Source organism: Caballeronia temeraria (assembly GCF_001544795.2).
Taxonomy (GTDB): Bacteria; Pseudomonadota; Gammaproteobacteria; order Burkholderiales; family Burkholderiaceae; genus Caballeronia; species Caballeronia temeraria.
Genome location: NZ_FCOI02000004.1, coordinates 41021 through 67002, shown reverse-complemented (window position 1 = coordinate 67002; position 25982 = coordinate 41021). Strand labels below are relative to the sequence as shown.

The 25982-nt window shown below is 63.9% G+C and carries 25 protein-coding genes; 14 read left to right on the top strand and 11 right to left on the bottom strand.

Annotated features, from left to right (window positions below):
- Nucleotides 1-2: 2 nt before the first annotated feature.
- The 4 genes from AWB76_RS07455 to AWB76_RS07440 all read right to left on the bottom strand — a co-directional run bounded on the left by AWB76_RS07455 (nt 3) and on the right by AWB76_RS07440 (nt 4839).
- The gene (locus AWB76_RS07455) at nt 3-986 is read right to left on the bottom strand and encodes an ABC transporter permease (protein ID WP_061159821.1); all 984 of its coding nucleotides are present in this window, start codon (nt 984-986) and stop codon (nt 3-5) included.
- On the bottom strand, nt 986-2551 hold the full coding sequence (locus AWB76_RS07450) for a sugar ABC transporter ATP-binding protein (protein ID WP_061159504.1): 1566 nt from the start codon (nt 2549-2551) through the stop codon (nt 986-988). The genes AWB76_RS07455 and AWB76_RS07450 overlap by 1 nt, the downstream gene beginning before the upstream one ends.
- Before the next feature lie 72 nt (nt 2552-2623).
- The gene (locus tag AWB76_RS07445) at nt 2624-3631 is read right to left on the bottom strand and encodes an ABC transporter substrate-binding protein (protein ID WP_061159820.1); all 1008 of its coding nucleotides are present in this window, start codon (nt 3629-3631) and stop codon (nt 2624-2626) included.
- A gap of 119 nt (nt 3632-3750) precedes the next feature.
- Complete coding sequence (locus AWB76_RS07440) at nt 3751-4839, bottom strand: LacI family DNA-binding transcriptional regulator (protein ID WP_244173256.1); 1089 nt, start codon at nt 4837-4839, stop codon at nt 3751-3753.
- 211 nt (nt 4840-5050) lie between these two features.
- Here AWB76_RS07440 and AWB76_RS07435 point away from each other — a divergent pair, with 211 nt between their 5' ends.
- Together AWB76_RS07435 and AWB76_RS07430 are read left to right on the top strand one after the other, a co-directional pair.
- On the top strand, nt 5051-5851 hold the full coding sequence (locus AWB76_RS07435) for a phytanoyl-CoA dioxygenase family protein (RefSeq protein WP_061159503.1): 801 nt from the start codon (nt 5051-5053) through the stop codon (nt 5849-5851).
- Nucleotides 5848-6780 carry an aldose 1-epimerase gene (locus AWB76_RS07430; RefSeq protein ID WP_082864376.1) on the top strand — a complete coding sequence of 311 codons (933 nt, stop codon included), beginning with the start codon at nt 5848-5850 and terminating at the stop codon, nt 6778-6780. The genes AWB76_RS07435 and AWB76_RS07430 overlap by 4 nt, the downstream gene beginning before the upstream one ends.
- A 10-nt stretch (nt 6781-6790) precedes the next feature.
- On the opposite strand, the gene AWB76_RS07425 is transcribed toward AWB76_RS07430, so the two are convergent.
- The 3 genes from AWB76_RS07425 to AWB76_RS07415 form a co-directional block, all read right to left on the bottom strand.
- On the bottom strand, nt 6791-7090 hold the full coding sequence (locus AWB76_RS07425; protein WP_061159502.1) for a hypothetical protein: 300 nt from the start codon (nt 7088-7090) through the stop codon (nt 6791-6793).
- A 289-nt stretch (nt 7091-7379) separates the two neighbouring features.
- On the bottom strand, nt 7380-7670 hold the full coding sequence (locus tag AWB76_RS07420; protein WP_063936318.1) for a hypothetical protein: 291 nt from the start codon (nt 7668-7670) through the stop codon (nt 7380-7382).
- A 136-nt stretch (nt 7671-7806) separates the two neighbouring features.
- A complete protein-coding gene (locus tag AWB76_RS07415) occupies nt 7807-8028 on the bottom strand; it encodes a hypothetical protein (protein ID WP_061159500.1) in 222 nt (73 codons plus the stop codon).
- A 113-nt stretch (nt 8029-8141) separates the two neighbouring features.
- On the opposite strand from AWB76_RS07415, the gene AWB76_RS07410 reads away from it, so the two are divergent.
- Together AWB76_RS07410 and AWB76_RS07405 are read left to right on the top strand one after the other, a co-directional pair.
- Nucleotides 8142-9353, top strand: coding sequence for a putative DNA modification/repair radical SAM protein (locus tag AWB76_RS07410; RefSeq protein WP_061159499.1), 1212 nt, complete (start codon nt 8142-8144; stop codon nt 9351-9353).
- Complete coding sequence (locus tag AWB76_RS07405; protein WP_061159498.1) at nt 9353-10765, top strand: UdgX family uracil-DNA binding protein; 1413 nt, start codon at nt 9353-9355, stop codon at nt 10763-10765. The genes AWB76_RS07410 and AWB76_RS07405 overlap by 1 nt, the downstream gene beginning before the upstream one ends.
- A gap of 5 nt (nt 10766-10770) precedes the next feature.
- Here the strand turns inward: AWB76_RS07405 and AWB76_RS07400 are convergent, their stop codons facing one another.
- Nucleotides 10771-11559 carry an SDR family NAD(P)-dependent oxidoreductase gene (locus AWB76_RS07400; RefSeq protein WP_061159497.1) on the bottom strand — a complete coding sequence of 263 codons (789 nt, stop codon included), beginning with the start codon at nt 11557-11559 and terminating at the stop codon, nt 10771-10773.
- A gap of 211 nt (nt 11560-11770) precedes the next feature.
- Between AWB76_RS07400 and AWB76_RS07395 the strand changes: the two genes are divergently transcribed.
- The 4 genes from AWB76_RS07395 to AWB76_RS07380 all read left to right on the top strand — a co-directional run bounded on the left by AWB76_RS07395 (nt 11771) and on the right by AWB76_RS07380 (nt 16505).
- Nucleotides 11771-12028 (top strand): hypothetical protein, encoded by a 258-nt coding sequence (locus tag AWB76_RS07395; RefSeq protein WP_061159496.1) that lies wholly within the window; start codon nt 11771-11773, stop codon nt 12026-12028.
- A 169-nt stretch (nt 12029-12197) separates the two neighbouring features.
- Nucleotides 12198-12983, top strand: a complete 786-nt coding sequence (locus AWB76_RS07390; RefSeq protein WP_061159495.1) for a DUF4410 domain-containing protein — start codon at nt 12198-12200, stop codon at nt 12981-12983.
- 72 nt (nt 12984-13055) lie between these two features.
- A complete protein-coding gene (cls, locus tag AWB76_RS07385) occupies nt 13056-14327 on the top strand; it encodes a cardiolipin synthase (protein WP_061159494.1) in 1272 nt (423 codons plus the stop codon).
- 108 nt (nt 14328-14435) lie between these two features.
- Entirely contained in the window at nt 14436-16505 is a 2070-nt protein-coding gene (locus AWB76_RS07380; protein ID WP_061159493.1) for a putative bifunctional diguanylate cyclase/phosphodiesterase, read from the top strand.
- 813 nt (nt 16506-17318) lie between these two features.
- Here the strand turns inward: AWB76_RS07380 and AWB76_RS07375 are convergent.
- Entirely contained in the window at nt 17319-18860 is a 1542-nt protein-coding gene (locus AWB76_RS07375; RefSeq protein WP_061159492.1) for a DHA2 family efflux MFS transporter permease subunit, read from the bottom strand.
- A 108-nt stretch (nt 18861-18968) separates the two neighbouring features.
- On the opposite strand from AWB76_RS07375, the gene AWB76_RS07370 reads away from it, so the two are divergent.
- The gene (locus AWB76_RS07370) at nt 18969-19412 is read left to right on the top strand and encodes a MarR family winged helix-turn-helix transcriptional regulator (RefSeq protein ID WP_061122936.1); all 444 of its coding nucleotides are present in this window, start codon (nt 18969-18971) and stop codon (nt 19410-19412) included.
- An 87-nt stretch (nt 19413-19499) separates the two neighbouring features.
- On the top strand, nt 19500-19787 hold the full coding sequence (locus tag AWB76_RS07365; protein WP_061159491.1) for a DUF4148 domain-containing protein: 288 nt from the start codon (nt 19500-19502) through the stop codon (nt 19785-19787).
- A gap of 43 nt (nt 19788-19830) precedes the next feature.
- On the opposite strand, the gene AWB76_RS07360 is transcribed toward AWB76_RS07365, so the two are convergent.
- Together AWB76_RS07360 and AWB76_RS07355 are read right to left on the bottom strand one after the other, a co-directional pair.
- Complete coding sequence (locus tag AWB76_RS07360; protein WP_061159490.1) at nt 19831-21543, bottom strand: ShlB/FhaC/HecB family hemolysin secretion/activation protein; 1713 nt, start codon at nt 21541-21543, stop codon at nt 19831-19833.
- Nucleotides 21544-21648: 105 nt separating this feature from the next.
- The gene (locus AWB76_RS07355; RefSeq protein ID WP_061159489.1) at nt 21649-23181 is read right to left on the bottom strand and encodes a collagen-like triple helix repeat-containing protein; all 1533 of its coding nucleotides are present in this window, start codon (nt 23179-23181) and stop codon (nt 21649-21651) included.
- Between the two features lie 609 nt (nt 23182-23790).
- Here AWB76_RS07355 and AWB76_RS07350 point away from each other — a divergent pair.
- From AWB76_RS07350 to cpaB, 4 genes are all read left to right on the top strand, one after another.
- Entirely contained in the window at nt 23791-23967 is a 177-nt protein-coding gene (locus AWB76_RS07350) for a Flp family type IVb pilin (RefSeq protein WP_061159817.1), read from the top strand.
- Between the two features lie 117 nt (nt 23968-24084).
- Nucleotides 24085-24570 (top strand): A24 family peptidase, encoded by a 486-nt coding sequence (locus AWB76_RS07345; RefSeq protein WP_061159488.1) that lies wholly within the window; start codon nt 24085-24087, stop codon nt 24568-24570.
- Nucleotides 24567-25025: a TadE/TadG family type IV pilus assembly protein gene (locus tag AWB76_RS07340; protein ID WP_061159487.1), complete on the top strand. Its 459-nt coding sequence runs from the start codon at nt 24567-24569 to the stop codon at nt 25023-25025. The genes AWB76_RS07345 and AWB76_RS07340 overlap by 4 nt, the downstream gene beginning before the upstream one ends.
- 33 nt (nt 25026-25058) lie before the next feature.
- A complete protein-coding gene (gene cpaB / locus AWB76_RS07335; protein WP_061159486.1) occupies nt 25059-25973 on the top strand; it encodes a Flp pilus assembly protein CpaB in 915 nt (304 codons plus the stop codon).
- The last annotated feature ends 9 nt before the right edge of the window (nt 25974-25982 follow it).

Sequence of the window (25982 nt, the reverse complement as noted above, 5' to 3'; positions counted from 1 at the left end):
AGTCATCCCCGCTTGCGTTGCACATACACCGCAACGATGATGATCGCAGCCTTCAGCACAAGCGCTGCCGCGTCCGGAATGCCGTGCGCGAGCAACGTATAGCGCAGCAATTGAATGATGAGCGCGCCGATCAGCGTGCCCGTGATATACGCCTTGCCGCCGGTCAACGCCGTGCCGCCGACCGCGACCGCAGCAATCGCATCGAGTTCGACGCCGAGACCCACGACGTTCGCATCCGACGACGAATTCACCGAGATCGATATGAGGCCCGCCAATCCGGCGAGCGCGGCGCAGACCGTGTACGCGATCATCTTCACGCGCGCGGTCGGAATGCCGGAAAGATACGCGGCGTCCTCGTTGCCGCCCGTCACGACGAGGAACTTGCCGAACAACGTCTTGCGCACGATCCACGTAAAGAGCGCGACGAGCGCGAGCATCAACAGGATCTGGAAGGGCACGCCCGCGACCTTGCCGAGCGCGATCCACTGAAACGCGGGATTGGTGAACGCCTGCAGGCTGCCGTCCGTGACAACCTGCGCAATGCCGCGACCCGCGATGAAAAGCACGAGCGTCGCGACGATCGGCTGTACATTCAGCCTCGTCACGAGAAAGCCGTTGAACACGCCGCATGCGGCGGCGGCCAGAATCGGCAGCGTGAAGGCGAGCACGATGCCAAGCGGCCCCGCGATATTCATGAAGAGCATCGGCGCAAGCGCACCGGCAATCGCCATCGATGCGCCCACCGACAAATCGATCCCACCCGTCGCGACGACGAGCGTCATGCCGATGCCGACGATCACGATCGTCACCACCTGCGTGAGATTCACGTTGAACGTCTGCAACGACACGAAGTGCTGCGTGAAGATCAGATTGAAGACGATCATCGCGAGCAGCACGGCGACTTCGCGCTGAATCGCAACGGCGCGTTTCTTCTTCACGGGCGGCGTCTGCGTCAAGGAGGCGGCCGGTTGCGTCTTGTCGATCATCATTCGCTTCCCCGCGCCGTCGATTCCACCGCTTCCGCCAGCGTCGATTGTTCTCCCGCGCCGTAGGCGATCGCGTCCATGATCGACGCCTCGTTCATCTGCGCGCCGTCGAGTTGCGCGACCGTCTCGCCGTCGCGTATCACGACCGCGCGATCGGCAACCGCCGTGAGCTCTTCCAGTTCCGATGCGGACAGCAGCACCGCCAGCCCGGCATCGCGCAATTCGCGCACGATCTTCGCGACATCGGCTTTCGCGCCCACATCGATGCCGCGTGTGGGTTCGTCGAGCAGCAAGAGGCGAGGGTGCGTCGCGAGCCAGCGCGCGAGCAGTACCTTCTGCTGATTGCCGCCCGATAGTTCGCGTATCGGCTGATCGGGCGAGCGCAACTTGATGCCGAGCGATTCGATAAAACCGTCGACGATCTCGCGCTGCTTCGCGACATCGACGACACCGCGTTTCGTCAACGCAGGCATGCAGACGAGCGTGAGGTTGTCACGCACGGACAGCTCCGGCACGATGCCTTCGGCCTTGCGGTCTTCGGTCAGATAAGCGATGCCGCGCGCGATCGCATCCTTCGGCGATTTGAACGCGGCGTGCTCGCCCCCGACCGAAACCGTGCCCTTCGCGGGACGATCCGCGCCGAAGAGCAGGCGCATGGTTTCCGTGCGGCCCGAGCCGAGCAACCCCGCGAGGCCGACGGCTTCGCCCGCGTGCACATCGAGCGACACGTCGGTGACTTTCGCGCCCGCCGCGAGCCCTTGCGCCGCGAGCGCGACCGGACCGCGCTTCGCGAGATTCGCTTCCTTCACTGCGCTGTCGTCGTGCACGACGGCGGCGAGCGTGCGGCCGAGCATCGTCGTGACGAGCTTCAGCTTGTCCATCTCATGCAGCGCGCTTTCGGCGACGGTTTGCCCGTCGCGCATCACGGTGACGCGATCACATAGCGCATACAGTTCATCGAGCCGATGCGACACGAAGATGACCGCGCGCCCGTCGTCACGCAGGCGGCGCACGACGGTGAAGAGCAGCTCGACTTCGCGTTCGTCGAGCGATGACGTCGATTCGTCCATGATGACCATCTTCGCATCCGACGACACCGCGCGCGCGAGCGCCACCATTTGCTGGATTGCGGTGGAATATTCGCGCACGGGTTTCTTCACATCGATTCGTAATCCGAACGATTCGAGCAGGTCGCTGGCGCGCCGTTGCACCGTCTTCCAGTCGATGAGACCGAAGCGGCGCGGCTCGCGCCCGAGAAAAATGTTCTCGGCGACCGAGCGGAATGGCACGAGATTGATCTCCTGATAGATCGTGCTGATGCCTGCTTCGCGCGCTTCCTTCGGCGTGCGGAAATCGATCTCGCGGCCATCGAAGCGAATCGTGCCCGCGCTCTTGCGATACGCGCCCGTGAGAATCTTGATGAGCGTCGACTTGCCCGCGCCGTTCTGGCCGATGAGCGCATGCACTTCGCCCGCCGCAACGGTGAGGCGCGCGCGCTTGAGCGCCGTGACGCCGCCGAACGTGATGTCGATGTCCTGCATGTCGAGAAGGGGAGTCTGAGCCATGCGTGCCGTCCGTCGAAATGAAAAAGCGAGCGCCTTGGTTCATCGGGCGCCCGCAAGTCACACACGCTTCGCTCAGTACCCGTACTTCATGCTCTCGTCGACGTTGCTCTTGTCGTAGAAGCGATCCGAGACCTTCACCCATGGCGGAACCGTCTCGCCCTTCGCATACTTCTGCGCGACGTCGCACGCGAGCGGGCCGAAGAACGGGCTCGACTGCACGCTCGCGCCGAGCTCGCCCGCCTTGATGGCTTCGAGGCCGCCCTTGGTGCCGTCGATCGTCACGAGAACGATGTCCTTGCCGGGCTGCTTGCCCGCCGCCTTGATCGCGGCGATCGCGCCGAGCGCCATCTCGTCGTTGTGCGCATAGACCGCGGTCACGTCGGGGTGCGCCTGCAGCAGCGTCTCCATCACCTGACGTCCCTTGTCGCGCGCGAAGTCGCCGCTCTGCGACGCGACGATCTTCATGCCCGGGTTCTTCGCGATGACATCGTCGAAGCCTTTCTTGCGATCGTTCGCGGCGGACGCGCCCGTCGAGCCTTCCAGTTCGATGATGGTCGCCTTGCCGTTGGTCGCCTTCACGAGCCAGTTCGCGGCGCGCTGACCTTGATCGATGAAATCGGAGCCGATGAACGTGATGTAGTCCTTGCCCGCCTTCGCCATCGACTGATCGATGTTGCGGTCGACGAGAATCACCGGGATGCCCGCTTTCTTCGCCTGCATCACGACCGGCACCAGCGGCTTTTCTTCGCGCGGCGGGAACACGAGCAGATCGACGTGTTGCGCGATCATGCTCTGAATGTCCGAGACCTGTTTGGCGGCCGAGCTGTTGGCGTCGGTCATGACCACCTGCCAGCCGCATTTGGCCGCGATGTCCCTGAAGCTTTTCGTTTCCGCGAGACGCCACGGATTATTGCTCTCGGTCTGCGCGAAGCCGACCTTCAGGGGTTTCTTGTTCGGGATCTTCGGCAGGCCGTCGTCGGCGGCGTGGGCGGCGGTGAAGCCGGACGCGAGCGTCAGTGCGGTCAGTGCGGCAGCGAGCGGGCGCAGGCCCGGGCGCGATTTCTTCTCTAGCGACAGCATGTCTTCCTCCAAGGGATGGTTTGCCTTTTTCTAGTAGTGCCGATGCTTGTGTTGCCCGGTCTGCCTGCTGCGAGAGTAATGCGAACTTCGGCGATTATTTCATCGCGGTTTATTAGCGGTCAATCGCTAATATTATTAGTTGCGAGTTGCTTTACCTCGGTAATTTCCCTGACCGAGCCGCGCTCGATCAGCGGTCCGTCGAGCTTTACGGTGCGTCGTCTTACCGGTGCGCCCGCGGCGCGGTTCTCTTCTTCCTGCAGCAGCGTTTCGACTGCCCAACGCCCGAGCTCGTAGTTCGGCAGCACGACAGTGGACAGCGGCGGATGCGTATGCCGCGCGATTTCCTGATCGTCGTAGCCGAGCACGGAAACGTCGTCGGGTACGCGCAGGCCGAGCTGCTTCAGCGCCTCGATCGCGCCGAGCGCCATCAGGTCGTTGGCGCAGAAGATCGCGGTCGGCGGGTTCGGCTCGCGCATCAGTGAGAGCGTCTGCTCGAAGCCGGTGCCGGGGCTCCAGTCACCGTCGCGCACGAGTTCCGGCGCGAACGGCAGGTCGGCGGTGGCGAGCGCGGTCCGATAACCCTTCAAGCGGTCGCGCGCCGCGTCCTGCCACGGCTCGCCGTTGATATAGCCGATGCGCTTGTGACCCGCGCCGAGCAGATGATCCGTCGCCGTGTGCCCGCCCGCGACTTCCGCGGGCACGACCGACGACACGCTGGCATCGCTCGTATAGCAGTTGAGCAGCACCGTCGGCACCTTGGCGAGCACCGCCGGCAGCGTGACGCGGCGCGTATAGACGGTCGCGTAGATCACGCCGAGCACGTTCGGATTGCCGAGCGTCGCGTCGAGCACGCGCGCTTCGATCTCCGCGTTGCCGTGCGTCGAATAGACCGCGAGCATGCGGCCGTTGGCGAACGCGGCATCGCGCGCGCCGTCGATGCTCACGACCGGATGCGGGCTCGTCGAGATTTCATCGGCGAGATAGACGATCAGATTGCGTTCGCCCTGGCTTTGCAGCGGAGCGACCGGTTCGCGCTGCGTCATGCGATAGCCGAGATCCTGCGCGGCGCGAAGCACCTTGTCGCGCGTGGTGTCGGAAAACTTCGCGCCGCTCGCGTTGTTCAGCACGAGCGATACCGTCGATTGCGAGACTCCGGTGAGCTTCGCGATGTCGGTCATCGTCGGGCGGCGTTGCGTCGATTTTTTCATTGTGCGTGCTGCATCGGGCGGCTGAACTCTGCGCGGATCACGTCCCGCGGGCCGGAGAAACTTGCCACTAATATTAGTGATGAACGACGCGGAAAGCACGTGTTTATTGGTCATTTCTGATCAGGGTTTTCACTGGTTATTACTAATAATATTGACTTGCGGATTACACGCGTGCGATTCTGTCCTTGCACTCGCTAACAGGAGACGGCGCATGGGCAAGTACGACGAGAGCACACGAGACGCGCTCGCCGAAGCGTTCAAACGCGACGGCTTCGTGCTGCTGCGCGATCATTTCCCGCGCGCGACGCTCGACGTCTGGCGCAACGCCTTCATGCCGCTCCTGCAACCGCATCTCGACGCCGCGCGCGAGGCATCATCGAGCGGCAATCGCGGACCGGGCCGCTACTACGTCACGTTGCCGTTCGAAGGTGAATTCGCGGACCCGGCGATTTTTTGCGATGACGACATCGTCGGAATTGTGGAGCGCGTGGCCGGGCGCGATCCGGTGATGTGCCAGCTCGCCACGGATACGCCCGTGCTCGGCTCCGAGTATCAGGACTGGCATCGCGATACGCCGCCGCTCTTCGACGATGCGCCGGAAACGCCGTCGTTCCAGCTTGCGGTGAATTTCCCGCTCGTCGATGTCGATGACCGCAACGGCCCGCTCGAAACGACGCGCGGCACGCATCGCATGTCGCGTGAGGAGTCGCTTGCTGGACTGGAAGCAGGGCGCTTCGCCGCCGAGCGTGTGCCGATGCAAGTCGGCGACGTCATGATCCGCGACGTGCGCGGCCTGCATCGCGGCACACCGAATCTGAGCGGCGAGCCGCGTCCGATGGTCGTGATCGGCTACAGCCGCGCGTGGTATTTCCGGCCCGAAGTGCATATCGACGTGCCGCGCGCCGTGTTCGACGCATTGCCTGCGCGGGCGAGACGGCTCTTGCGCTTCAATCCTCAGGTCGAGACGACGGCGCGCACCTTCGACGAAAACTACCGGCAGTTCGCATATTGAGCGCCGCGCCGTCCGATACGCTCGTCGAGCTGCGTCATGGCGCGCGGCGTGTGCTGCTGGCGCCGCACGTGGGCGGATCGATCGCCGCCTTCGACGAGACGCGCGATGGCCGTTCGTTCGACTGGCTGCGTCCCGCGACGCCCGCCGCGCTTGCCGCGCGCGATCCGCTCGGTATGGCGAGCTTTCCGTTGCTGCCGTATTGCAACCGCATCCGCGATGCGCGTTTCACGTTCGATGGCGCGCTCATCGACCTTTCCGGCGATGGCAATGCTTTCTCGCACGCGCTGCACGGCAATGCGTGGCGCCTGCCGTGGCAAGTGGGCGATGTGTCGAAAGCGCGCGCGCGTTTGCATTTTTTGCACGAGCCTTCGCGCGACGCGGCGCGTCACTGGCCGTTCGCCTACGAAGCGACGCAGGACATCGCGCTCGATGCCGACACGCTAACCGTCACCTTGTCTGCGCGCAATCTGTCCGATCGGCCGATGCCGTTCGGCATGGGTCATCACCCGTACTATCCGCGCACGCGGAACACGCGCGTTCATGCGCGCGTCGCGGCGATGTGGCACAGCACGCCCGATCTGCTGCCGACGCACGCGGGACCGCATCCCTGCGTCGATGCGATGGCGTCGAGCGAAGGCATGTCCGCCGATGCATTCGATCTCGACAACAACTTCGCCGGCTGGTCGCGCACCGCGACCATCGCATGGCCGCACGAAGGCCGCGCGATCACGCTCGCCGCGCAGACGCCTTTCGATCACATGGTCGTGTATGCGCCGGCATCGCATCCGGATCTGCTCTGCGTCGAGCCGGTGAGCAACGTGGCGGACTGGGTCAATCTCGACATAGACCGCACCATGAAGGGCGGCGCGGTGTTGAAACCGGGCGAGTCGGTCAGCGCGGCGTTCGCCTGGACGACTCGCCTGGATTGAGGCTCGGCGCTTACTGGCCGAAGAACACGTCGCAGTTCTTCGCGCTGCAACCGCCGTCGCGATGTCCGCTCGCGGACGCTGGCTTCATGCCGCCGTATGCGGAGTCATCGTTGGAGGCTTGTTGCGGGGCGGCGGCGGATTGCGTCCGAGCGTCGTCGGTCATGGCCTGCGACATGTACATCGGGCGCATGGTCTGAACGAGTTGCTGCGCGTCGGCGGGCATGCCCTGCGCGTGCGCCGTGCCGATGCCGGCGGCGAATGCGCATGCGGCCATCATCGCGAAGTGTGTCGGATTGATCTTTGCCTTCATGTTCCAGCTCCTTGAAACGAATGCACAAGCAGCCGGGAACGCGATTCTCGGACTCCTTGTTTTGTCGATGGAAAAGATGATCGAGCGCGCAAGCCCCGTCCGGCGCGAGGTAAAAGGACGCACCGGGCGCGACGAATGGCGCTCAGTGATGACGTTACCGCGATGCGGATGTACGAAAAATCCTTATCTCGGAGGGATACTTTGGAGGGGAGCGGGGCGGACAAGGAATGAAAAGCGCGCCCGGACTTGCAGGAAGCCCGGGCGCGCCGAAACGTCTGACTCGATACGCTTAGTACGACTTGGCGGCGCCACCGCTCGATGTATCCGAACTGCTCTTCTTGTTCTTGTGCATCTTGCTGCTGCTCTTGGATGAATCCATCGTGTTCGCGCCGGATGCGCCCGAAGTCGAGCCCGTCACGCCGTTGCTATTCGGTGTGCTCATGCCGGTGCCGCCCTGTCCAGCGCCATTGCCGCCCGCCGTGCCGCCGCCGGCTCCGCCACCCGCGCCTTGGGCGAATGCGGCACCTGACAGACCCAGAATCATGGCCGAAACAAGCAGACTTCTCTTTGCGTTCTTCATCGTGTCCTCCCGTTGATCGATAGTCTTGACGCGCGCCGCTTCGCTGAAAGCTGCGGCGTCGCGCCTTACGAAGCGCAATCGCCGTGCCGCGCGCGAAGAGTAGCGTCAGACCGTGATCCGGGAAGAGAGGTCGCGACTACGCCAACGCCTCGTCACACCATTCGATGGCCCAAGCTCTCGCGCAATGCACGGCATCCGATTCGCTGGCGAACGCATCCAGCTCGCCGGATTCGAAAACTTCCACGTGCGTGGCGTGCTCGCCCGGCGAATGCGTGATGCGCGCATGCGCGTGATAACTGCCGTCTTCGTCGTGATAGGCGGTGCAGTCGATGTGAAACATCTTGTAGTCGAATCGCATAAAGGCTCCGGGATAGAGATGCGAGGGCAGGCGCGAACCATGCGCACGCCTGGATTACGTTGACTCCGTGACTCTCGTGAGATACTGTATATACATACAGTATCGTGTTCAAGATGGAACTCTCCGAAAAGCTCGAAATTCTCGCCGACGCCGCCAAATACGATGCGTCCTGCGCGAGCGGCGGCGCACCCAAACGCGAATCGCGCGGTATCGATGGTCTCGGCGCGAGCACGGGTTCAGGCATCTGTCACAGCTTCACGCCTGACGGCCGCTGCGTCTCACTGCTCAAGATACTGTTGACCAACTTTTGTCTTTACGACTGCCGCTACTGCATCAATCGCCGTTCCAGCAATGTGCCGCGCGCACGCTTCACGCCCGAGGAAGTCGTCACGCTTACGCTGGACTTTTATCGTCGCAATTACATCGACGGGCTTTTTCTCAGTTCAGGCGTGATTCGTTCGTCGAACTATACGATGGAGCAGCTCGTACTCGTCGCGAAGACGCTGCGCCAGAAGCACGCGTTTCGCGGCTATATCCATCTGAAGACGATTCCCGACGCCGATCCCGAAATCATCGCGCAGGCGGGACGCTACGCCGACCGCCTGAGCGTAAACATCGAGTTGCCGACGGAAATCAGCCTCGAACGGCTCGCGCCCGAAAAAAGCGGCCGCACCATCAAGCTGGCGATGGGCAATATCCGCGTCGCGCGCGAGGAATCCGAAGCGGAGCCGCGCGCGCCGAAGTTCGCGCCGGCGGGGCAGAGCACGCAGATGATCGTCGGCGCCGACGAAACCGACGATCGCACGATCCTCGGCACCGCCGAAACGCTCTACGGCTCGTATCAGTTGAAGCGCGTTTATTACTCGGCGTTCAGCCCGATTCCGGACAGCCCGTCGGGCGTGCCGTCGAAGGCGCCGCCGCTGTTGCGCGAGCATCGGCTGTATCAGGCGGACTTTCTGATGCGCGGCTACGGTTTCGCCGCCGCCGAATTGCTCGGCGATGCCGGCAATCTTCCGCTCGATGTCGATCCGAAGCTCGCATGGGCGCTCGCGCATCGTGAGCGTTTTCCCGTCGATCTGAACCGAGCGCCCGCGCGGATGATCGCGCGTGTGCCGGGCATCGGCATGCGCAACGCGAAGCGCATCGTGGAGTTGCGGCGGGCGCGGCGCGTTCGCTATCACGATCTCGTGCGGCTGCGCTGCGCGATGGACAAGGTGAAGCCGTTCGTCGTCACGGAAGATTACCGGCCGCCGCTCGCCGAAGCGCCTTCGGACAGTCTGCGGCGCGCGCTCGCCACCGGTCCGGTGCAGCTTTCGCTGATCTGATGCACGTCATCGCCATCGACGACGAATTCGACGCCTGGCGCGCCGCCGCGCTCGATGCGCTCGCCCAAAAGCTCACGCCCGAATCGGTCGACTGGCGCACGTCGGAGGTGGAACCGGCATTGTTCAACGACTCGGCGCCATCGGCGAATGGGGGCGATGCGCCGCAACTTCGCGTGTCGCGCGAACTCGCATCTCTCTTGAAAGATGCCGCGCATTTTCGCGACGTGCGCCGCTGGAATTTTCTCTATCGCGTGCTGTGGCGCTGGGCGCAGGGCGACCGCTCGGTGGCATCGGCGGCTGATGAAGACGGCGCGCGCCTCTACAAGATGGCGAAGGCGGTGCGGCGCGCGCAGCACGACATGATCGCGTATGTGCGCTTCCGGCAGCGCGATGCGTCGCTCGGCGCGCCGGAATACGTCGCGTGGTACGAGCCGGATCACGACGTGCTCGCGTGGGGCGCGGCGCATTTCGCGGCGCGCATGGGACGTTCGACGTGGCTCATCGCGACACCCGACGGCGCCGCGATGTTCGACGGCGAGCGCCTGCAACTGGAGCGCCGTCGCGCGCTCGCGTCGGAACACGCGACCGATGTGCCGGATGCCGCCGAAGCGCTCTGGATGACCTACTACCGCAGCATCTTCAACCCGGCGCGTCTGAATGAATCCGCGCTCGAACAGCATATGCCGGTGCGTTTCTGGAAAGGGCTGCCGGAAGGCGCGCTGATTCCAAAGCTCGTCAGCGATGCCCGCGGCGGCGCGCGACGTGTCGCGCAAGCACCAAGCGTCGGCGCGCTCGGCGGCAAGGCGGTGCAGGTCGATGCCCACGAAGCCCAGCCCGAACGGGATGCGCCCACGTCGCTCGACACGTGCCGCCGCTGCGATCTGTGGCGCAACGCGACGCAGGCGGTGCACGGCGCCGGGCCGTCCGATGCGCGCATCATGCTGCTCGGCGAACAGCCCGGCGATCAGGAGGATCTGAAGGGCGAACCGTTCGTCGGACCGGCGGGGCAACTTTTGCAGGACGCCATGCAGCGTGCCGGTTTGCCGCGCGAGCACGTCTACCTGACCAACGCGGTGAAGCACTTCAAATGGGAGCCGCGCGGCAAGCGGCGTCTGCACAAGACGCCCGCGCAACAGGAAGTCGAAGCGTGCTCGTACTGGCTCGAACAGGAGTTGCACGACGTCGGCGCGAAGGTGATCGTGACGCTCGGCGCGACGGCGTTGACGGCGCTGCTGGGCCGGCGCGCGACGCTCTCGGCGCATGTCGGGCGCGTCGTGCCGTTTCGGGACAAGCTGATCGTCGCGACGTATCACCCGTCCTACGCGCTGCGGCAGAACGACGAAGCCGCGCGCGAAAAAACCGTCGCGGCCATCGTCGCGGCGCTCGAACTGGCTTCGTCGCTGAAACCGTAACGCGCTCAGAACGCCGAGCGCACGACGCCGCCATCCGCGCGCAACGCCGCGCCGTTCGTCGCCGATGAAAGCTCCGAGCACACGTAAGCCACCATGCTGCCGATTTCCTCGGGCGTGATGAAGCGCTTGAGAATCGACGTCGGCCGCGCTTCCTCGAAGAACTGCTTCTCGAACTCGCCGAAGCTCTTGCCGCCGGAAAGCTTTTCGACGAACTCGGTGACGCCTTCCGAGCTCGTCGGTCCCGGCAGCACCGAATTGACCGTCACGCCCGTGCCCGCGCAGCTTTCGGCGAGGCCGCGCGCGAGCGAGATCTGTGCCGATTTCGTCACGCCGTAATGAATCATCTCGACGGGAATCTGAATGCCGCTCTCGCTGCTGATGAACACGACGCGGCCCCAGTTCTTCGCCTTCATCTTCGGCAGATACGCGCGCGACAGCCGCACGCCCGACATCACATTGGTATTGAAGAAGCGCAGCCATTCGTCGTCGGGAATCTCCTCGAACGGCTTCGGATCGAAGATGCCCATGTTGTTCACGAGGATATCGACGTCCGGGAAGCGCTTCACGAGCGCGTCGACCTGCGCGGCGTCCGATACATCGCCGGCGAAGCCTTCGCCCTGCGCATCCGGCACGAGTTCGCGCAGTTTCGCGAGCGCGGCATCGACGGACGCCTGCGAACGGCCGTTGACGATCACGCGGGCGCCTTCACGCGCGAGCGCCACGGCGATGGCGTGACCGATGCCCTTGGTCGATCCGGATACCAGCGCGAGCTTGTTGGCGATCTTGAGATCCATGTTTGCTCCTTGGAGGGGTTTGGAGATACGACGGACAGATGGTAACCAGAAGCGGGCATTCCTTGCTTGGACCGTGCCGGGCGTCACCGGAAATCTATAATTTCATGGCCACTTGTTAGGCATGCGAATCATTTTACAGATCCATGAACTCTCCTGTTTCGAAACCGCATATCTACATTGCCACCCCCACTTATGGCCGCACCGCCACGACGTGTTGCCCTACGCGAGCGAGCTGGGCCGGTCGGCGAAGAATGGAAGCGATGACTTCCACTACACGTTCTTCGACACGATGATCGATCCGGAATCCGGCTTCTATCTGTCCGAGGATTACGCGTTCTGCCGCCGGGTCGCGGCGCTGGGCGTGCGGCCGGTGATCGACACGCGCTCGAATCTGGCTCATCAGGGCGGCATGAAATTCGAAGGCAACTTCGGGCGATGGTTCGATTCGCAACGCGCGGCAAGCCGCTGAAGCCCGTCCCGTGCGCCTCCGCCGCCGGTGAAACCCCGCGACATAAATGCTCGATGGCTTGTGCCGCGGTCATCGTCCATAGTTGCGTCCAGCGTGAAACGAAGCAAATGCAGCAGCGAGAACCGAGAGCCGTGTCACGCATCCACTCATCCACACCCAGAGGTGCAACATGTCCAGCTCGATCAACTTCTCGTCGCTCAACACGGTCTTGAAAAAGGTGCGCGGCGCGGCGCTCGCCGGACTCGTCGTCGGGACGGCGCTGCTCGCCGGCTGCGCGAGCAATCCGGCGCAAGCGGCGAGTCAGTACGGCCAGTACGTGCAAACTGCCGCCGCGCGCCCGGACACGATCTACGTCTACGCGTTCGCCAGCGACGCGAGCGACGTCAAGCTCGACAATCACGGCCTGATCTCGAAGATCGGCTCCGCCATGTCCGGCGACTCGCAGGCGCAAAAAGAGGCGCAGGACGCCGCTGCGGCACGCGAGGAAGTCGCGAATGAGATCGTCGCGAAACTTCAGTCGATGGGCCTTCCCGCCGTCCGCGCCAACGTGCCGCCGCCGCAAGACCAGAGCGTGCTCGTCGTGGAGGGCAACATCAACACGATCGATGCCGGTAATCGCCGCCGCCGCACGCTGATCGGCCTCGGCGCCGGCGAAAGCAAGGTCGGCGCGACCGTGCAGCTCGTCTTCAAGCCGGCGCACGGCGCGCCGCAGCTCATCGAACAATTCGACGCGAAAGCCGACAGCGGCCACGCGCCGGGCGTCGCGGAAATGGCCGGCGTCGGCGCGGCGGCGGGGCATGTCGCGACATCGCTGGCGCTGTCGGGCGGTCTTCACGCGGTGTCGGAAACGAAGCACGCGGGTGTATCGTCCGATGAGAAGCGCCTCGGCGATACCATCGCCAAGCAGATCGCCAAGCTCGGCCAGCAGCAGGGCTGGATGCCGGCCAAAAGCTGAACGACGCGACGGCGCGGCCCGGAATCTGCTTCCATGAGGTTCCGGACGAATGTTCGCTTCGCGAGGCCGCGCATGCCGACGATTGCCCTGATTGTCCTGACTGTTGTCGTGACGCTCGTCATCGTGCTGTTGATCGCAAATCTGACGAGCGGCGAAAAGAAGATCGAGCACAAGATCGAACGGTTGTACTCGAGCGACGATCCGCAGTTTCTCCGTTCGATGGGCTTGCTGCTCGGCCTGCCCGTCGTCGGCGGCAACCGCTTCCAGGTGCTCGTGAACGGCGACGAGATTTTCCCGTCGATGCTCCAGGGCATCCGCGCAGCGCGCGAAACGATCACGTTCGAAACCTTCATCTACTGGTCCGGCGCGATCGGCGAGGAATTCGCCCACGCGCTCTCCGACAAAGCCCGCGCGGGCGTCTCGGTGCATGTTCTGCTCGACTGGGTCGGCTCGTCGAAGATGGACAAGCGCTATCTGCGCATGCTGCGCGACGCGGGCGCGGAGGTCATCCAGTATCACAAGCCGCACTGGACCGGCCTCGGGCGCATGAACGACCGCACGCACCGCAAGCTGCTCGTGATCGACGGGCGCATCGGCTTCACGGGCGGCGTGGGGATCGCCCAGGAATGGACCGGACACGCGCAGGACGAGAAGCACTGGCGCGACACGCATTTTCGCGTCGAAGGCCCGGCGGTCGGGCAAATGCAGGCCGTGTTCATGGACAACTGGATCAAGGCGACCGGCAATGTGCTGCACGGCCCGCGCTATTTTCCGGACATCGAGGACGCGGGCGATGGCGTCGCGCACATGTTCAGCAGCTCGCCCTCCGGCGGCAGCGACGACATGCAGCTGATGTACCTCATGGCGATCACCGCCGCGACGAATTCGATCCACCTGTCGAGCGCGTACTTCGTGCCGGACAAGCTGACGATCAACGCGATCATCGAAGCGGTGAAGCGCGGCGTGCGCGTGCGCATCATCACGCCGGGCAAGCGCATCGACACGCACACGGTGCGCGAGGCGTCGCGCGCGTGCTGGGGCGATCTGCTCGCTGCGGGCGTCGAAATGTTCGAGTATCAGCCGACGATGTTCCATTGCAAGGTCGTCATCGTCGACGAATATCTGGTGTCCGTTGGCTCGACCAATTTTGACAGCCGCTCCTTCAAGCTGAACGACGAAGCCAATCTGAACATCTACGACCGCGACTTCGCGCGGCAGCAAACGGCGATTTTCGACGACGACGTCGCCCGCTCGGAACGCGTCACGCTCGACGACTGGCGCCGCCGTCCGCTCGCGGAGAAGCTGCTGGATCGCGTGGTCGCGCTGCTCGATTCGCAGCTTTGACGTTTGCGCGCCGCGCGATGCGAACATTTCTCATCTGGAGTCTAAAGATTGCCTAACGTCAGCCGATAAGACGCTCACGCAAACGAGTCTCTTCCGTCTACGGCAATCATGCACGGCACGTACAACTTCTGGCTGGTCGCGGCATCGCTCGTCGTGGCGACGCTCGCTTCATATACCGCGCTCGATATTTCGGGCCGCATCGCGTCGCTGCCGCGGTCGCGTATGCGGCACGTCTGGCTCGCGGGCGGGGCGGCGTCGATGGGCATCGGCATCTGGTCGATGCATTTCATCGGCGTGCTCGCTTTCGAACTGCCGATTCCGCTCGGCTACGACTTCAAGATCACGGCCGGATCGCTCGGCATCGCGGTGCTCGTGTCGTTTTTCGCGCTGTTCATTATCACGAGCAGGGGACTGACGGCGAAGCGCCTCGTCACGAGCAGCCTGCTGATGGGCGCGGGCATCGCGGCGATGCACTACACGGGCGACGCCGCGATGCGCATGCAGCCCGCGATCACGTACGATCCGCGCCTTTTCGCGGCGTCGATCCTGATTGCGGTGGTGGCGTCGGGCGCGGCGCTGTGGATCGCCCACACGCTCTCCGATGCGAACCAGACGGACGTGCTCGCGAAGCGCCTCGGATCGGCGCTGGTGATGGGCCTTGCAATCACCGGCATGCATTACACGGGCAACGCGGCGGCGGAATTCCTGCCGGGCTCGATCTGCGGCGCGGCCAACGATGTCGATGCGCACTGGCTCGCGACCACCGTCGTGCTCTTCACGTTCGCCATTCTGATCATCACGCTCGTACTGTCGCGCTTCGACGCGCGCACGGCGCTGCTCGCCGGTTCGGTATCGCGTCTGAACGGGCAGATCGTGCGCATGGCGACTTTCGATACGCTCACGGACCTGCCGAACCGCCGCACGATGAACGAGCGCATCGATCGCGCGATCAAGAGCGCGCGGCACAGCGGCAGCCGCTTCGCGATTCTGTTCATGGACCTCGACGGCTTCAAGACGATCAACGATTCGCTCGGCCATACGGTTGGCGACGAAGTGCTGAAGGCGTTTTCGCGACGTCTTCAGGAATGCGTGCGCGGCGGCGATACGGTGGCGCGTCTGGGCGGCGACGAGTTCGTCGTGATGCTCGAAAATCTGCACGCGCCGACCGATGCGGAGAAAATGGCCGAGCGCATTCTCGATGCGATGAAGAAGGGGCTTGTCGTCGGGAATCATCCGTTGCAGGTGATGCCGAGCATCGGCATTGCGTTGTATCCGCAGGATGGCGACAGTGTCGAGTCGCTGCTCAAGCACGCGGACGTCGCGATGTACGAGGCGAAGCGCGGCGGGCGCAGCACGTATCGGTTCTTCGAGGCGAGCATGAACGAAGCGGCCGTGCGGACGTTGCAGATTCAGCAGGCTTTGCACGAGGCGCTGAACGGCGGGCATTTTTATCTGCTGTTCCAGCCGAAATTCCGCGGCAAGAGCGGCGAGCTGGCGGGCGCGGAGGCGTTGATCCGGCTGGATCATCCGGAGATCGGCACGCTGACGCCGCTCGAATTCATTCCGATCGCGGAGCGTTCGGGGCAGATCGTGCAGATCGGCTATTGGGTCGTGCGCGAGACGTGCCGGCACATGGCGCGGTGGCGCGCGGAAGGGCATCCGCAGGTGAAGGTGGCGATCAATCTGTCGCCGCGGCAGATGCATGAGACGGATCTCGTCGCGAATATCATGAAGATCGTGCGCGAGGAGAATGTGGAGAGCGAGCAGATCATGTTCGAGATCACCGAGTCGGTGGCGATGCAGGATGCGCCGCGCACCATCGAAATGATTCGCGCGTTTCAGGAGAATGGGTTTGAGATCGCCATCGATGATTTCGGCACGGGGTATTCGAGTCTTGCGTATTTGCAGCGGTTTCGGGCGAAGCAACTGAAGATCGATCGGTTCTTTACCAATGGGCTCGATGAGAACGGGCAGGAAGGAAGGGCGATCGTGTCGGCGATTATTGCGCTCGCGCACTCGCTCGATATGGATGTGGTCGCGGAAGGGGTCGAGACGGGGTCGCAGCTGGATCGGCTGCAGGACATGATGTGTGATGAGATGCAGGGGTTTTTATTGGCGATGCCTTTGTCCGCCGATGCGTTTGGGGGGATGTTGGAGAAGGTTGCGGTTGGGGTTTGAGGTTTTTTTTCGCTGGATCCCGTTTTCTTTTTGGTTTATTAGCACTGCCCCTGTGCGGGGCGGCAGTCACTTTCTTTGCTGCTGCAAAGAAAGTAACCAAAGAAAGCAGCTTTTCAGGCCCGCGGTCACACGCACGTTGGGTAGTTCTCTCGTCCACCGTGGCACTCGCCTAAAGAGTGCTCTCGAAGGACTAATCGGGCTTGGATCGCGCACGGTCTGACAAGCTAGTCGTTTTAAGGCGCTGGATCAGCACGAAAGAGTTCCGGCACAGCGCTACGCGCTGCCGCAGGGTATGCAAGGGAAACCAGCGTGACGCACGTGCAGTGAGATAGAAGTGTTAGCAAGGAAGCGCGCGCAGTCCCGATTGACCGGTCGGCCGCGAAGCGGGCTGGAGCTATTTGGTGCTGAACCAACTTATTCAGTGATGCGAATCGACAGACCGTGCGCGAGCCAAGCTCGATTGGGCCTACGAGGGCACTCTTTAGGCGAGTGCCACGGGGAACGAGAGAACTACCCAAACTACGTGTGACCGCGGGCCTGAACGAGCTGCTTTCTTTGGTTACTTTCTTTGCAGCAGCAAAGAAAGTGACTGCCGCCCCGCACAGGGGCAGTGCTTATAAACCGACGCGAAAACAGGATTCCCCGTCAACCAAAACAAAACAAAACAAAACAAAACAAAACAAAACAAAACAAAACAAAACAAAACAAAACAAAACAAAACAAAACAAAACAAAACAAAACAAAACAAAACAAAACAAAACAAAACAAAACAAAACAAAACAAAAGAAAACAAAAGAAAACAAAAGAAAAACCTCAATCCATCGCCGCATGCGCGACCGACTCCTCCGCTGCGGCCTTCCGCGCCGGCCGGATGAGCAACAACAGCGGCACCACCAGCAACGTAGCCACAAACATGAGCTTGAAATCGTTGAGATAAGCAATCATGGAAGCCTGCTGCGTGATCGACTGATTGAGCATTGCGATATCCTGCATCGAACCGCCCGACACAATCGACTGCATCGCCGGATTAAAAGGCGTCACCTGCGCCGCAAGGTCCGCATGAGCGACCTGCGTGTTCCGCGTCATCAACGTCTGCACGATAGAAATCCCGATACTGCTGCCGATATTGCGCATAAGGCTATAAGTAGCCGTGCCATCGGCGCGCAACTCGGGCGTGAGCGTCGAAAACGTCAGCGCCGATAACGGCACGAACACGAGCCCAAGTCCGAAGCCCTGAATCACGCCCGGCCACACGATATCCGATGCCGACAGCACGATCGTGTAATGCATCATCTGCCAGAGCGCGAACGCCGAAATCAGAAACCCCGACAGCAACAACAGACGCGCATCGATGTGTTTCAGCAAGCGCCCGGCGACGAGCATCGCGATCATCGTGCCCGCGCCGCTCGGCGCTGTGACGAGGCCCGTCGTCGCGACCGGATAGTTCATCAGGTTCTGCAGCATCGGCGGCAGGAGCGCGCGCGTCGCGTACATCACCGCACCGATCACGAAGATGAAGCACGTGCCGGTCGCGAAATTGCGATCCTTTAGCAACTGATATTTGAAGAACGAACGTGAGCCCGCCGTCGCCGTATGCGCGATGAAAAACACGAAAGCGAGCGCCGCGAGTATCGCTTCGATGCGAATTTCCATCGAACCGAACCAGTCGAGTTGCTCGCCGCGATCGAGCATCGCCTGAAACGCGCCGATCGCGAGGCCCAGCGTCGCGAAACCGAACGCATCGAATTTCACCGCGCGCCGCGCGGCCTGCGCCGGCAAAAACGTCAACACGCCAAAGAGCGCGAACGCGCCGATCGGCACGTTGATGAAAAACACCCAGCGCCAGTTGTAGCTGTCGGTGAGCCAGCCGCCGAGCGTCGGCCCGAGTATCGGCCCGACCATCACGCCCATGCCCCAGACGGCCATCGCCTGGCCCTGTTTCTCGCGCGGATTGATATCGAGCAGGATGGATTGCGACAGCGGCACCAGCGACGCTCCGAACACGCCCTGCAGCAGCCGCGACGCGACGATCTGCGTCAGCGTCTCCGACAGCCCGCAAAACGCCGACGCCACCGTGAATCCCGCAATCGATATGCACAGCAGCTTCTTCACGCTCAACTGGTCGGAGAGCCAGCCGGTGAGCGGCGTCGCGATCGCCGCCGCGACGATATACGAGGTCAGCACCCACGTGATCTCGTCCTGCGACGCCGACAGCGTGCCCTGCATATGCGGCAGCGCGACGTTCGCGATCGTGCTGTCGAGCGTCTGAATCAACGTCGCCAGCATGATCGAGACGGTCAGCATGCCGCGGTTCAATGGCGCCGCGGCGTTTTCCGTGGAGACTTCGGAGGACATGGGCGTGGCCGCCGGACAGCGGCTTTTGTAAGTAGGGTGATGATAAGCAGGCTTATTATAGAGGCACACGAGGTGCGCGCATCGAAATCCGTTACCTATAATCGCGCGATGGAAACCCAACTCGACAAACGTTTCGGCTTTCTCGTCGCGGACGTGGACCGCCTGTGCGGCAACCGATTCGACGTGCTGGCCAAGTCATCGCTCAATCTGACGCGCGCGCAATGCCGTGTGCTCGCGTATCTCTCGCACTACGGCGAGGTAAATCAGGCGCGGCTTGCCGGGCTGCTCGAAGTCGCGCCCATTTCCGCCGGGCGTCTGCTCGACCGCATGGAAGAGGGCGGCTGGATCGAACGGCGGCTCAATCCGGATGATCGTCGCGAACGCCAGGTGCGCATGACGGCGAAGGCGGAAAAGGCGCTCGATCGCGCGCGTCGCGTCGGCGACGAGATCACGTCGGAGGCGCTCGCGGGCTTCAGCCGCCAGGAAAGCGAACAGCTGATCGCGCTTCTGCAGCGCGTGCGCGGGAATCTGAGCCGCATCGTCGATCGGTGACTTTTCCGTGCGTGGACCGCGGATTGCTCACGCGTTTGCCGCAAGCGTCGTTGTCAATTGCCGCCATCCATTCGGAGAAGATCGATCATGAACATACGCACCGCACCGCTGGCCGTCATCGCGCTGTCCGTCGCCGCGCTCGTCTCGATGCCCGTCGCGCAGGCGCAGGATACGGCCGCGTCCACGCCCAAGCAGGTCAAGAAGGCCCAGCGCAAGGAAGCGCGCGCGAAGAAGAACGCCGAGCTGAAGCAACTGGAGCAGAACGGCTACAACCCCGCGGGCGAGCAGACGAACTATCCGCAGAATCTGCAAAACGCGCAGTCGAAGATCAACGCGCAAAAGGCGGGCAAGCCTGCGCCGGCTTCGACGCCGTAACCGCCCGCGCACACTGCGAAGACGCGGAACAGGTTCCGCGTCTTCAGTCGAGCTGATACGACAAGGTCGCGTTGATGCGCGGACTGCGCGACGAACTTTCGACGGGCGCACCGCCCATCGCCTTCGCGACCGACAAATCGACGCTGTAGTGCTTCGCATCCGACACGCGAAAGCCGATTCCCACCGACGACAAGTTCCGCGGGTTCGGCGTGCCGCCGTGCAGAAACACGCGCGCGGCATCGACGATCACATACGGCGTGAAGCTCTTCAGATACGTCATGCCGACGCCGATCGGCCGATTCACCTCGAACGACGCACCCCAGCCCGAATCCCCCGACGCCTCGCCCGGCTGATAACCGAGCGCGAACCGTTGCGCGCCGAATGAAATCTGCTCGGACGTCGGCAGCGTGTCGGGCGAATACTGGCCGGTCATCGAGACGGCTGTGCCGATTTTCCCCGGCCATTCGTTGCTTTGCGTGTAGGTCGCGCCGGTGCGCACGAACGTCAGCGAGACCGGATTGACCGGTGCATAGCCCGCGATGTTCGTATCCGCGCTCTTCGATGCCCCGAGCACGTCGAAGGCCTTCGCCACGTTGAAGCTCGCGCGCCGCACGACGCCCGCGCCGATGCCGGTGTAATCGAGCTGCAACTGCACGACGCGAATCTGCGAACGCTGCGTCAGAGTTGGATTGCCCGCGACGACCGTGTTCTTCAGACGGTCTTCATCGTGCGATGCATACGCGCTCGCCGTGCCGACGAGACTGCGCGCGTTGCTCAGCATGAACGGATACACGCCGGAAAACGCGAGCTTGTCGTTCACGACCGTGCGCTCGATCGTCGGCGGCAGACCGGGATTGTCGACGGGATGGCCGTGGTAATGCGAGGCATCGACCTTGGCCGTGAAGCCGTCCGTGCCGATCGGCAGCGCGCCGTTCAGCGCGTAATACGTCTGATCGTCGCGGCCTTTGGGCAGGAGCGCCGACGCCGTCAGCGACTCGCCGAGCCCGAGCATGCCATTCTCCGTCGCGCTCAGAATGCCCTGCACGCCGGGATGATTGAAGTCGATGCCGGTGCTGACATTGAACGCCTTGCGCTCGACATCGAGTTCGAGCGTGGTCGCGCCGTCGGTATTCTGCGGCGGCGCGACGTTCGCCTTCGTCTTCACGCCGGGAATCATCCCGAGCACGTTGATATAGCGCTCGAAGTTCGCCTGCGTGAGCGGCCGGTCGCGCTGCAGACGCTCGGCGACCGCGCGGATACGCTTCTCGGCCGCACCCGCGTTGCCTCTCACGACGACTTTCGCGATATAGCCCTCGACGATCGTCACGCGCACGACGTTGCCCTCGAACGTCTGCGCCGGCACGAACGCGAACGACAGCGCGTAGCCGCGTTCCTTGTAGAGCGCGGTGACGCCGTTCGCGGCCTCGATCAACTGGCCGAGGGTCACATCCCTGCCGACGAAAGGCGTGAAGCGCGCGGCGATCTGATCGAAGGGCAAAGCCTTCACGCCTTCGATCTCTATTCTCGCCGGCGTGAGATGACGCGCCAGAAGCGCTTCGAGCGCGGGGGCGGGCGGCGCCACGTTCACCGCGACGGGCGGCTTGGGCGGCGCGTTGACGTGCGGCAGGGCGTCGAGCGGATTGCCGCCGAGATTCGCGCGCGGCGCGGGCGAAGTCTGAGCGTGAGCGTGTTGCGATGCGATGGGCGCCGCAAGCGCGGCGAACATGAGCGCCCGTGTCAAGTCACGGATCTTCATTGTGATGCCCTCGTAGGATGACGCGAACGTCGTCGCGTTCGTCGTCGTGCATGCATGGGGTTTCAGCGGGGAGCGAGCAGCGCGCTCCCCGGTTCAGCGCGATGACTAACGCCGCGTGCCTCCCAATACGCCGCCGACGACCGATCCCACCGCGCCCAGCAGACCGCCGTTGTTCGCGCTGGCAGTCGTCGCGCTGCCGCTGGTTTTGCCGGTGGTCGTCGAGAGACCGGCGCCGACACCCGCGCCCGCTGCCGTCGAATTCGGGTTCGTCGCGATGGTCACGCCGACCGCGCCCGTGATCGATGTCACCGTGCCGAGCAGCGAGCCTGCGTTGCCGGGCGAGGTCGTCGGTCCGCCTGTCGAGCCGGTCGCGCCGCCCGATGCGCTTGTCAATGCACCGACGAGGCCGGTCACGGGCGCGAGCACGCCGCCTGCAGCCGAGCCGGAGCCGCTGGTCGCGCCCGTCAGTCCGCCGACGAGCGCGGTCACCGGCGAAAGCACGCCGCCCGTGCTGCCCGTCGCGCCGGTCAATCCGCCGGCGAGTCCCGTCACCGGCGCCAGAACGCCGCCCGCTCCCGTGCCCGATCCGGTTACGCCGCCCAGCACGCTCGTCAGCGGCGCGAGCGCGTTCGTGCCCGACGTGCCGTTCAAAAGCCCGCCCGCCGATGCCACCGTTTGTCCCGTCGCCGACACCAGATTGCCGACGCCCGCCGTGACCGGATTGCCGCCCGTCGCGACGATGGTCTTGCCGGTGTTGTCGAGCGTGCCGCCGAGCGTCGTCAGCAGATTGTTGACGGGCGCGCCGAGCCCGGTGACGGCGCCGACGGTCTGGGTCGTCGAGCCGGCGAGCGCGGTGATCGGCGTGATGGCCTGACTGACCGTCTGCGTGAGTTGCGTGACCGGCGCGCTGGTGAGCGACTGATCGAGCGCGCCGCCCGTCTGCGTGACGGCGCTCCCCACGATGCCGACGATGCTGCCGACGGGCGTCGTCACGGGCGCGAGCGGCGACAACGCGCCGCTGCCGAGGCCCGACACGAGCGTGCCCGCGCTCGACACCGCTGCGCCGGTCTTTCCGACGACACCGCCGAGGCTCGCTGCCGTCGTGCCCACCGGGTCCGTGCTCGTGCCGATGGTGCCGAGCCCCGCCGATACGCCATCGCCGAGCGTGGACACCGCCGTGCCCAGGTTCGAGACGACATCGCCGGCGGCTCTCGTGGTGCTCGTGCCGGCGACAGGCGCGCTCGTCGAACCGATCGCCGTGCCGATGCCCGATACCGCGTCGCCGGCCGCGGACACCACGTTGCCGGTCTTGTCCGCGACAGCCGCGACGGGCGGCGTCGTCGTCGTGCCGCCGCCGCCCGTTCCGCCGCCGCCGCTTCCGGTCCCGCCACTGCTGCCGCCCGTGCCGCCATTGCTGCTGGTGCTGCTCCCCGATCCCGACCCGCTCCCCGATCCGCTGCCCGATCCGGAAGCGCCGCTCCCGTCGCCGGTCGAGATCGTGCCCGACGCGCCGCCCGAGCCGGCCGACTTGCTCATCGTTCCCGATCCGCCGCATGCGGTGAGCGCGAGCAGGCTGGCCACCGCCGCCGCGACGATGGTCTTCTGCACGACTTCGTATCCGATGTTCCTCGTATTCATAAAGCCCTCGATGTCTTGTAATGAATGGACCGCGGGCCGATAACTGCATTAGGTGTGCCATCGCACGGACAGCAACGCACTGGAATGGCCGGTGTCGCCGACTTCGGCATGACGCATAAGGATTTGGATGACGCGGCGTTAATCGGCGGCGCGGATTCGAAGGGCCGAAAACGTCCGGCGTAACGTTACGAAGCACCGGCTTCGTTACGGCATGCTGGGTGACGCGCATGATCGGAACGTGTCGCCAAGGCAGTAATCGCCAGACTCCGAGCAGGAAATAAATGCGCTATGGGTAATGAGCCGGCATGTTGCCTTTACTGATATGTCAGATGGCTGCTGATTCGCAACCTTTCCGGAAATACACGGCAAACAATCGTTCAGACAATAATTGATTTTGAGATACGCATGCGTTATAAATCCGCTAACCATCTCGTCTTGGAGCAAACCTTCGCAAGGCAGTGCCGAGAGAAACGAAGCGGAAAAAAATAGAATTGAAATGCCTATTTAGCGTGCCTTTCGGACACGGTGCTGGATGCGCCTGCCGGAAGCCCGCGGGATAAGCATATGCGGCCAGAGAGAAGCAGTAACACCGAACCGAGGGCAATAAAAATGAAATCACGCATCCTGCAATTCATTCGCGACAGCCGTGGCATTACCGCCATCGAATATGGATTGATTGCCGGTGTTCTCGCATTGGGGATCATGACCGCGGTGGGCGATGTCGCCACACAACTAAAAAGCACGTTCCAGGCGATCCAGCAGGGATTGGCGAAAACCACGACATAACCAGATAAGCGACCCCAGATATGACGCGCCGGATTTTTTTCCGGCGCGGGGATCGATATTGTCGGCCGACTTTAACGACACATCCGGATTGAACCGGATGATGGTTTTCGCTTTGCCATGCTCTCAATCCAATCCGCGATATTTATCGCCTGGGCGCTTGCGGTCGTTTTATTCGACGGGCGGCGCAGGCTGATTCCGAATGCGCTCATTATCGTGGGCGCGTTATGCGCGCTCGCACTCGCCGCCGCGCGGATTTCTCCGTTCGATATCCCGCTTGGCATAGCGCTGCTCGGACTCGCCGCAGGCTTCGTTGCGCTCTTGCCGTTCTATGCGCTCGGCATGATGGGCGCCGCGGACGTCAAGGCGTTCGCCGTGATCGGCGCGTGGTGCGGGCCGCAGGCGCTCGTCATCATCTGGGTGGCGGCGAGTCTCGCCGCGTGCGTGCATGCGCTCGTTCTGCTCGCGGGCCGCCGCCGCGCCGCCTTCGCTTTGCGCGATCTGCCCCACACGGCGGCGCCCGAAGAACGCAGACGCAACAGCACGCCCTACGGCGCGTTGCTGGCGCTCGCGGCGATCGGCCATCTGGCGGCGCTGCACGCATGAAGCGCCGCCCGAGCCGCCACGCGCAGCGCGGCAATATGGCGATCGAGTTCGCCATCGTGTTTCCGCTGTTTTTCGTCGTCTTCTACGCGATCGTCACGTACAGCCTCATCTTCGTCGCGCAGCAATCGCTGACGCTCGCGGCCGAAGAGGGCGCGCGCGCGGCGCTGCGCTTTCAGGCGAACGCGCAGAACGTCGACGACGCCCTCGCGCTCCGGGGCGCGGCCGCCTGCGAGACCGCGCAAGGCCTGACCAACTGGCTCGCGGGCGCGGCGCAATGCACGGCCGCGCCGGCGCCGTGCGCGTACGACGCGACGCTGAGCTGCATCGAAATCACGCTCGACTACGGCTACGCGCAACGGCCGCTCGTGCCGGCGTTGCCGCTCTTCGATCTCGCCTTGCCCGATGCGCTCGTCGCCCGCGCGATGGTTCAACTCGATCCGGACAACGTGCTATGAGCGCGCGCGTTCGCTTCCACTCAACCTGACGTCATGGCCAATCTCACCCGCACACTCGCCATTCTGCTGTTCGGACTCGCGCTGATCCTCGGCGTCTTCGCGGTGAAGCTCGCGCGCGATCCCGCGCCGTCGCTGGAGCGTGATCGCGCGCCCGCGCAGGCATCGGCGCTGTCGATGCCGCAGCGGCTCGTGCCGGTCGTCGTCGCCGCGCGCGATTTGCCCGCGGGCAAGGCGCTCGATGCCGCGTCGCTCTCCGTGCGGATGCAGGCCGAGCCTGCGCCGGGCGTGTTCAACGACGCCGCCGCGCTCGTCGGCCGCGTGCCGCTCGCCGCCGTGCAGAAGGGCGCGCCGCTGACCGCCGACGCACTGTCGAGCGGTCTCTCCGATGTCGTCGCGGCGGGCGAGCGCGCGGTGGCCGTGCATATCGACGAGACGAACGCCGTCGGCAACTACGTGCGTCCGGGCGATTACGTCGATGTGTTCTTCACGCTCAAGCGCGATAGCGGCGCGGAAATCGCGACGACGCAGGCGCGTCTGCTGTTATCGAAAGTGCGCGTGCTGAGCATGGGCGACGCGTCGCTCGGATCGGCCGACGCCAAGGACAAATCCAAAGGCTCGCTTCAGGCCGGTCCGCGCACGGCGGTGCTCGCGGTCCGCACCGCCGACGTCGATGCGCTCACGCTCGCCGACAGCGCGGGCCGCGTCGTGCTCGCGCTGCGCAATGCCGCCGACGACGAAACGTCGCCGCCGCATGTCTTCCCGCCGCTCGACGCATCGGCGCGGCCGGACAACGGCGCCGCGCGCGCGGCCGCGGGCATCGCGCTCGGCACGCTCGCGGGCGGGAGCATGGCGGCGCGGCCGGTCGCAAAACCGCGCGCCGCTCCGGCGCCGGTCAACGAGGGAATCGAAGTGATTCGCGGCGGGCACGCGGAACGCGTCGCGTATTGAACGAACGGC

Excerpts from the sequence above, each read along its gene's own strand:
- AWB76_RS07455 (WP_061159821.1), bottom strand. The coding sequence starts at position 986 with ATGATCGACAAGACGCAACCGGCCGCCTCCTTGACGCAGACGCCGCCC.
- AWB76_RS07450 (WP_061159504.1), bottom strand. The coding sequence starts at position 2,551 with ATGGCTCAGACTCCCCTTCTCGACATGCAGGACATCGACATCACGTTC.
- AWB76_RS07445 (WP_061159820.1), bottom strand. The coding sequence starts at position 3,631 with ATGCTGTCGCTAGAGAAGAAATCGCGCCCGGGCCTGCGCCCGCTCGCT.
- AWB76_RS07440 (WP_244173256.1), bottom strand. The coding sequence starts at position 4,839 with ATGAAAAAATCGACGCAACGCCGCCCGACGATGACCGACATCGCGAAG.
- AWB76_RS07435 (WP_061159503.1), top strand. The coding sequence starts at position 5,051 with ATGGGCAAGTACGACGAGAGCACACGAGACGCGCTCGCCGAAGCGTTC.
- AWB76_RS07425 (WP_061159502.1), bottom strand. The coding sequence starts at position 7,090 with ATGAAGGCAAAGATCAATCCGACACACTTCGCGATGATGGCCGCATGC.
- AWB76_RS07420 (WP_063936318.1), bottom strand. The coding sequence starts at position 7,670 with ATGAAGAACGCAAAGAGAAGTCTGCTTGTTTCGGCCATGATTCTGGGT.
- AWB76_RS07415 (WP_061159500.1), bottom strand. The coding sequence starts at position 8,028 with ATGCGATTCGACTACAAGATGTTTCACATCGACTGCACCGCCTATCAC.
- AWB76_RS07410 (WP_061159499.1), top strand. The coding sequence starts at position 8,142 with ATGGAACTCTCCGAAAAGCTCGAAATTCTCGCCGACGCCGCCAAATAC.
- AWB76_RS07405 (WP_061159498.1), top strand. The coding sequence starts at position 9,353 with ATGCACGTCATCGCCATCGACGACGAATTCGACGCCTGGCGCGCCGCC.
- AWB76_RS07400 (WP_061159497.1), bottom strand. The coding sequence starts at position 11,559 with ATGGATCTCAAGATCGCCAACAAGCTCGCGCTGGTATCCGGATCGACC.
- AWB76_RS07390 (WP_061159495.1), top strand. The coding sequence starts at position 12,198 with ATGTCCAGCTCGATCAACTTCTCGTCGCTCAACACGGTCTTGAAAAAG.
- cls (WP_061159494.1), top strand. The coding sequence starts at position 13,056 with ATGCCGACGATTGCCCTGATTGTCCTGACTGTTGTCGTGACGCTCGTC.
- AWB76_RS07380 (WP_061159493.1), top strand. The coding sequence starts at position 14,436 with ATGCACGGCACGTACAACTTCTGGCTGGTCGCGGCATCGCTCGTCGTG.
- AWB76_RS07375 (WP_061159492.1), bottom strand. The coding sequence starts at position 18,860 with ATGTCCTCCGAAGTCTCCACGGAAAACGCCGCGGCGCCATTGAACCGC.
- AWB76_RS07370 (WP_061122936.1), top strand. The coding sequence starts at position 18,969 with ATGGAAACCCAACTCGACAAACGTTTCGGCTTTCTCGTCGCGGACGTG.
- AWB76_RS07365 (WP_061159491.1), top strand. The coding sequence starts at position 19,500 with ATGAACATACGCACCGCACCGCTGGCCGTCATCGCGCTGTCCGTCGCC.
- AWB76_RS07360 (WP_061159490.1), bottom strand. The coding sequence starts at position 21,543 with ATGAAGATCCGTGACTTGACACGGGCGCTCATGTTCGCCGCGCTTGCG.
- AWB76_RS07355 (WP_061159489.1), bottom strand. The coding sequence starts at position 23,181 with ATGAATACGAGGAACATCGGATACGAAGTCGTGCAGAAGACCATCGTC.
- AWB76_RS07350 (WP_061159817.1), top strand. The coding sequence starts at position 23,791 with ATGAAATCACGCATCCTGCAATTCATTCGCGACAGCCGTGGCATTACC.
- AWB76_RS07345 (WP_061159488.1), top strand. The coding sequence starts at position 24,085 with ATGCTCTCAATCCAATCCGCGATATTTATCGCCTGGGCGCTTGCGGTC.
- AWB76_RS07340 (WP_061159487.1), top strand. The coding sequence starts at position 24,567 with ATGAAGCGCCGCCCGAGCCGCCACGCGCAGCGCGGCAATATGGCGATC.
- cpaB (WP_061159486.1), top strand. The coding sequence starts at position 25,059 with ATGGCCAATCTCACCCGCACACTCGCCATTCTGCTGTTCGGACTCGCG.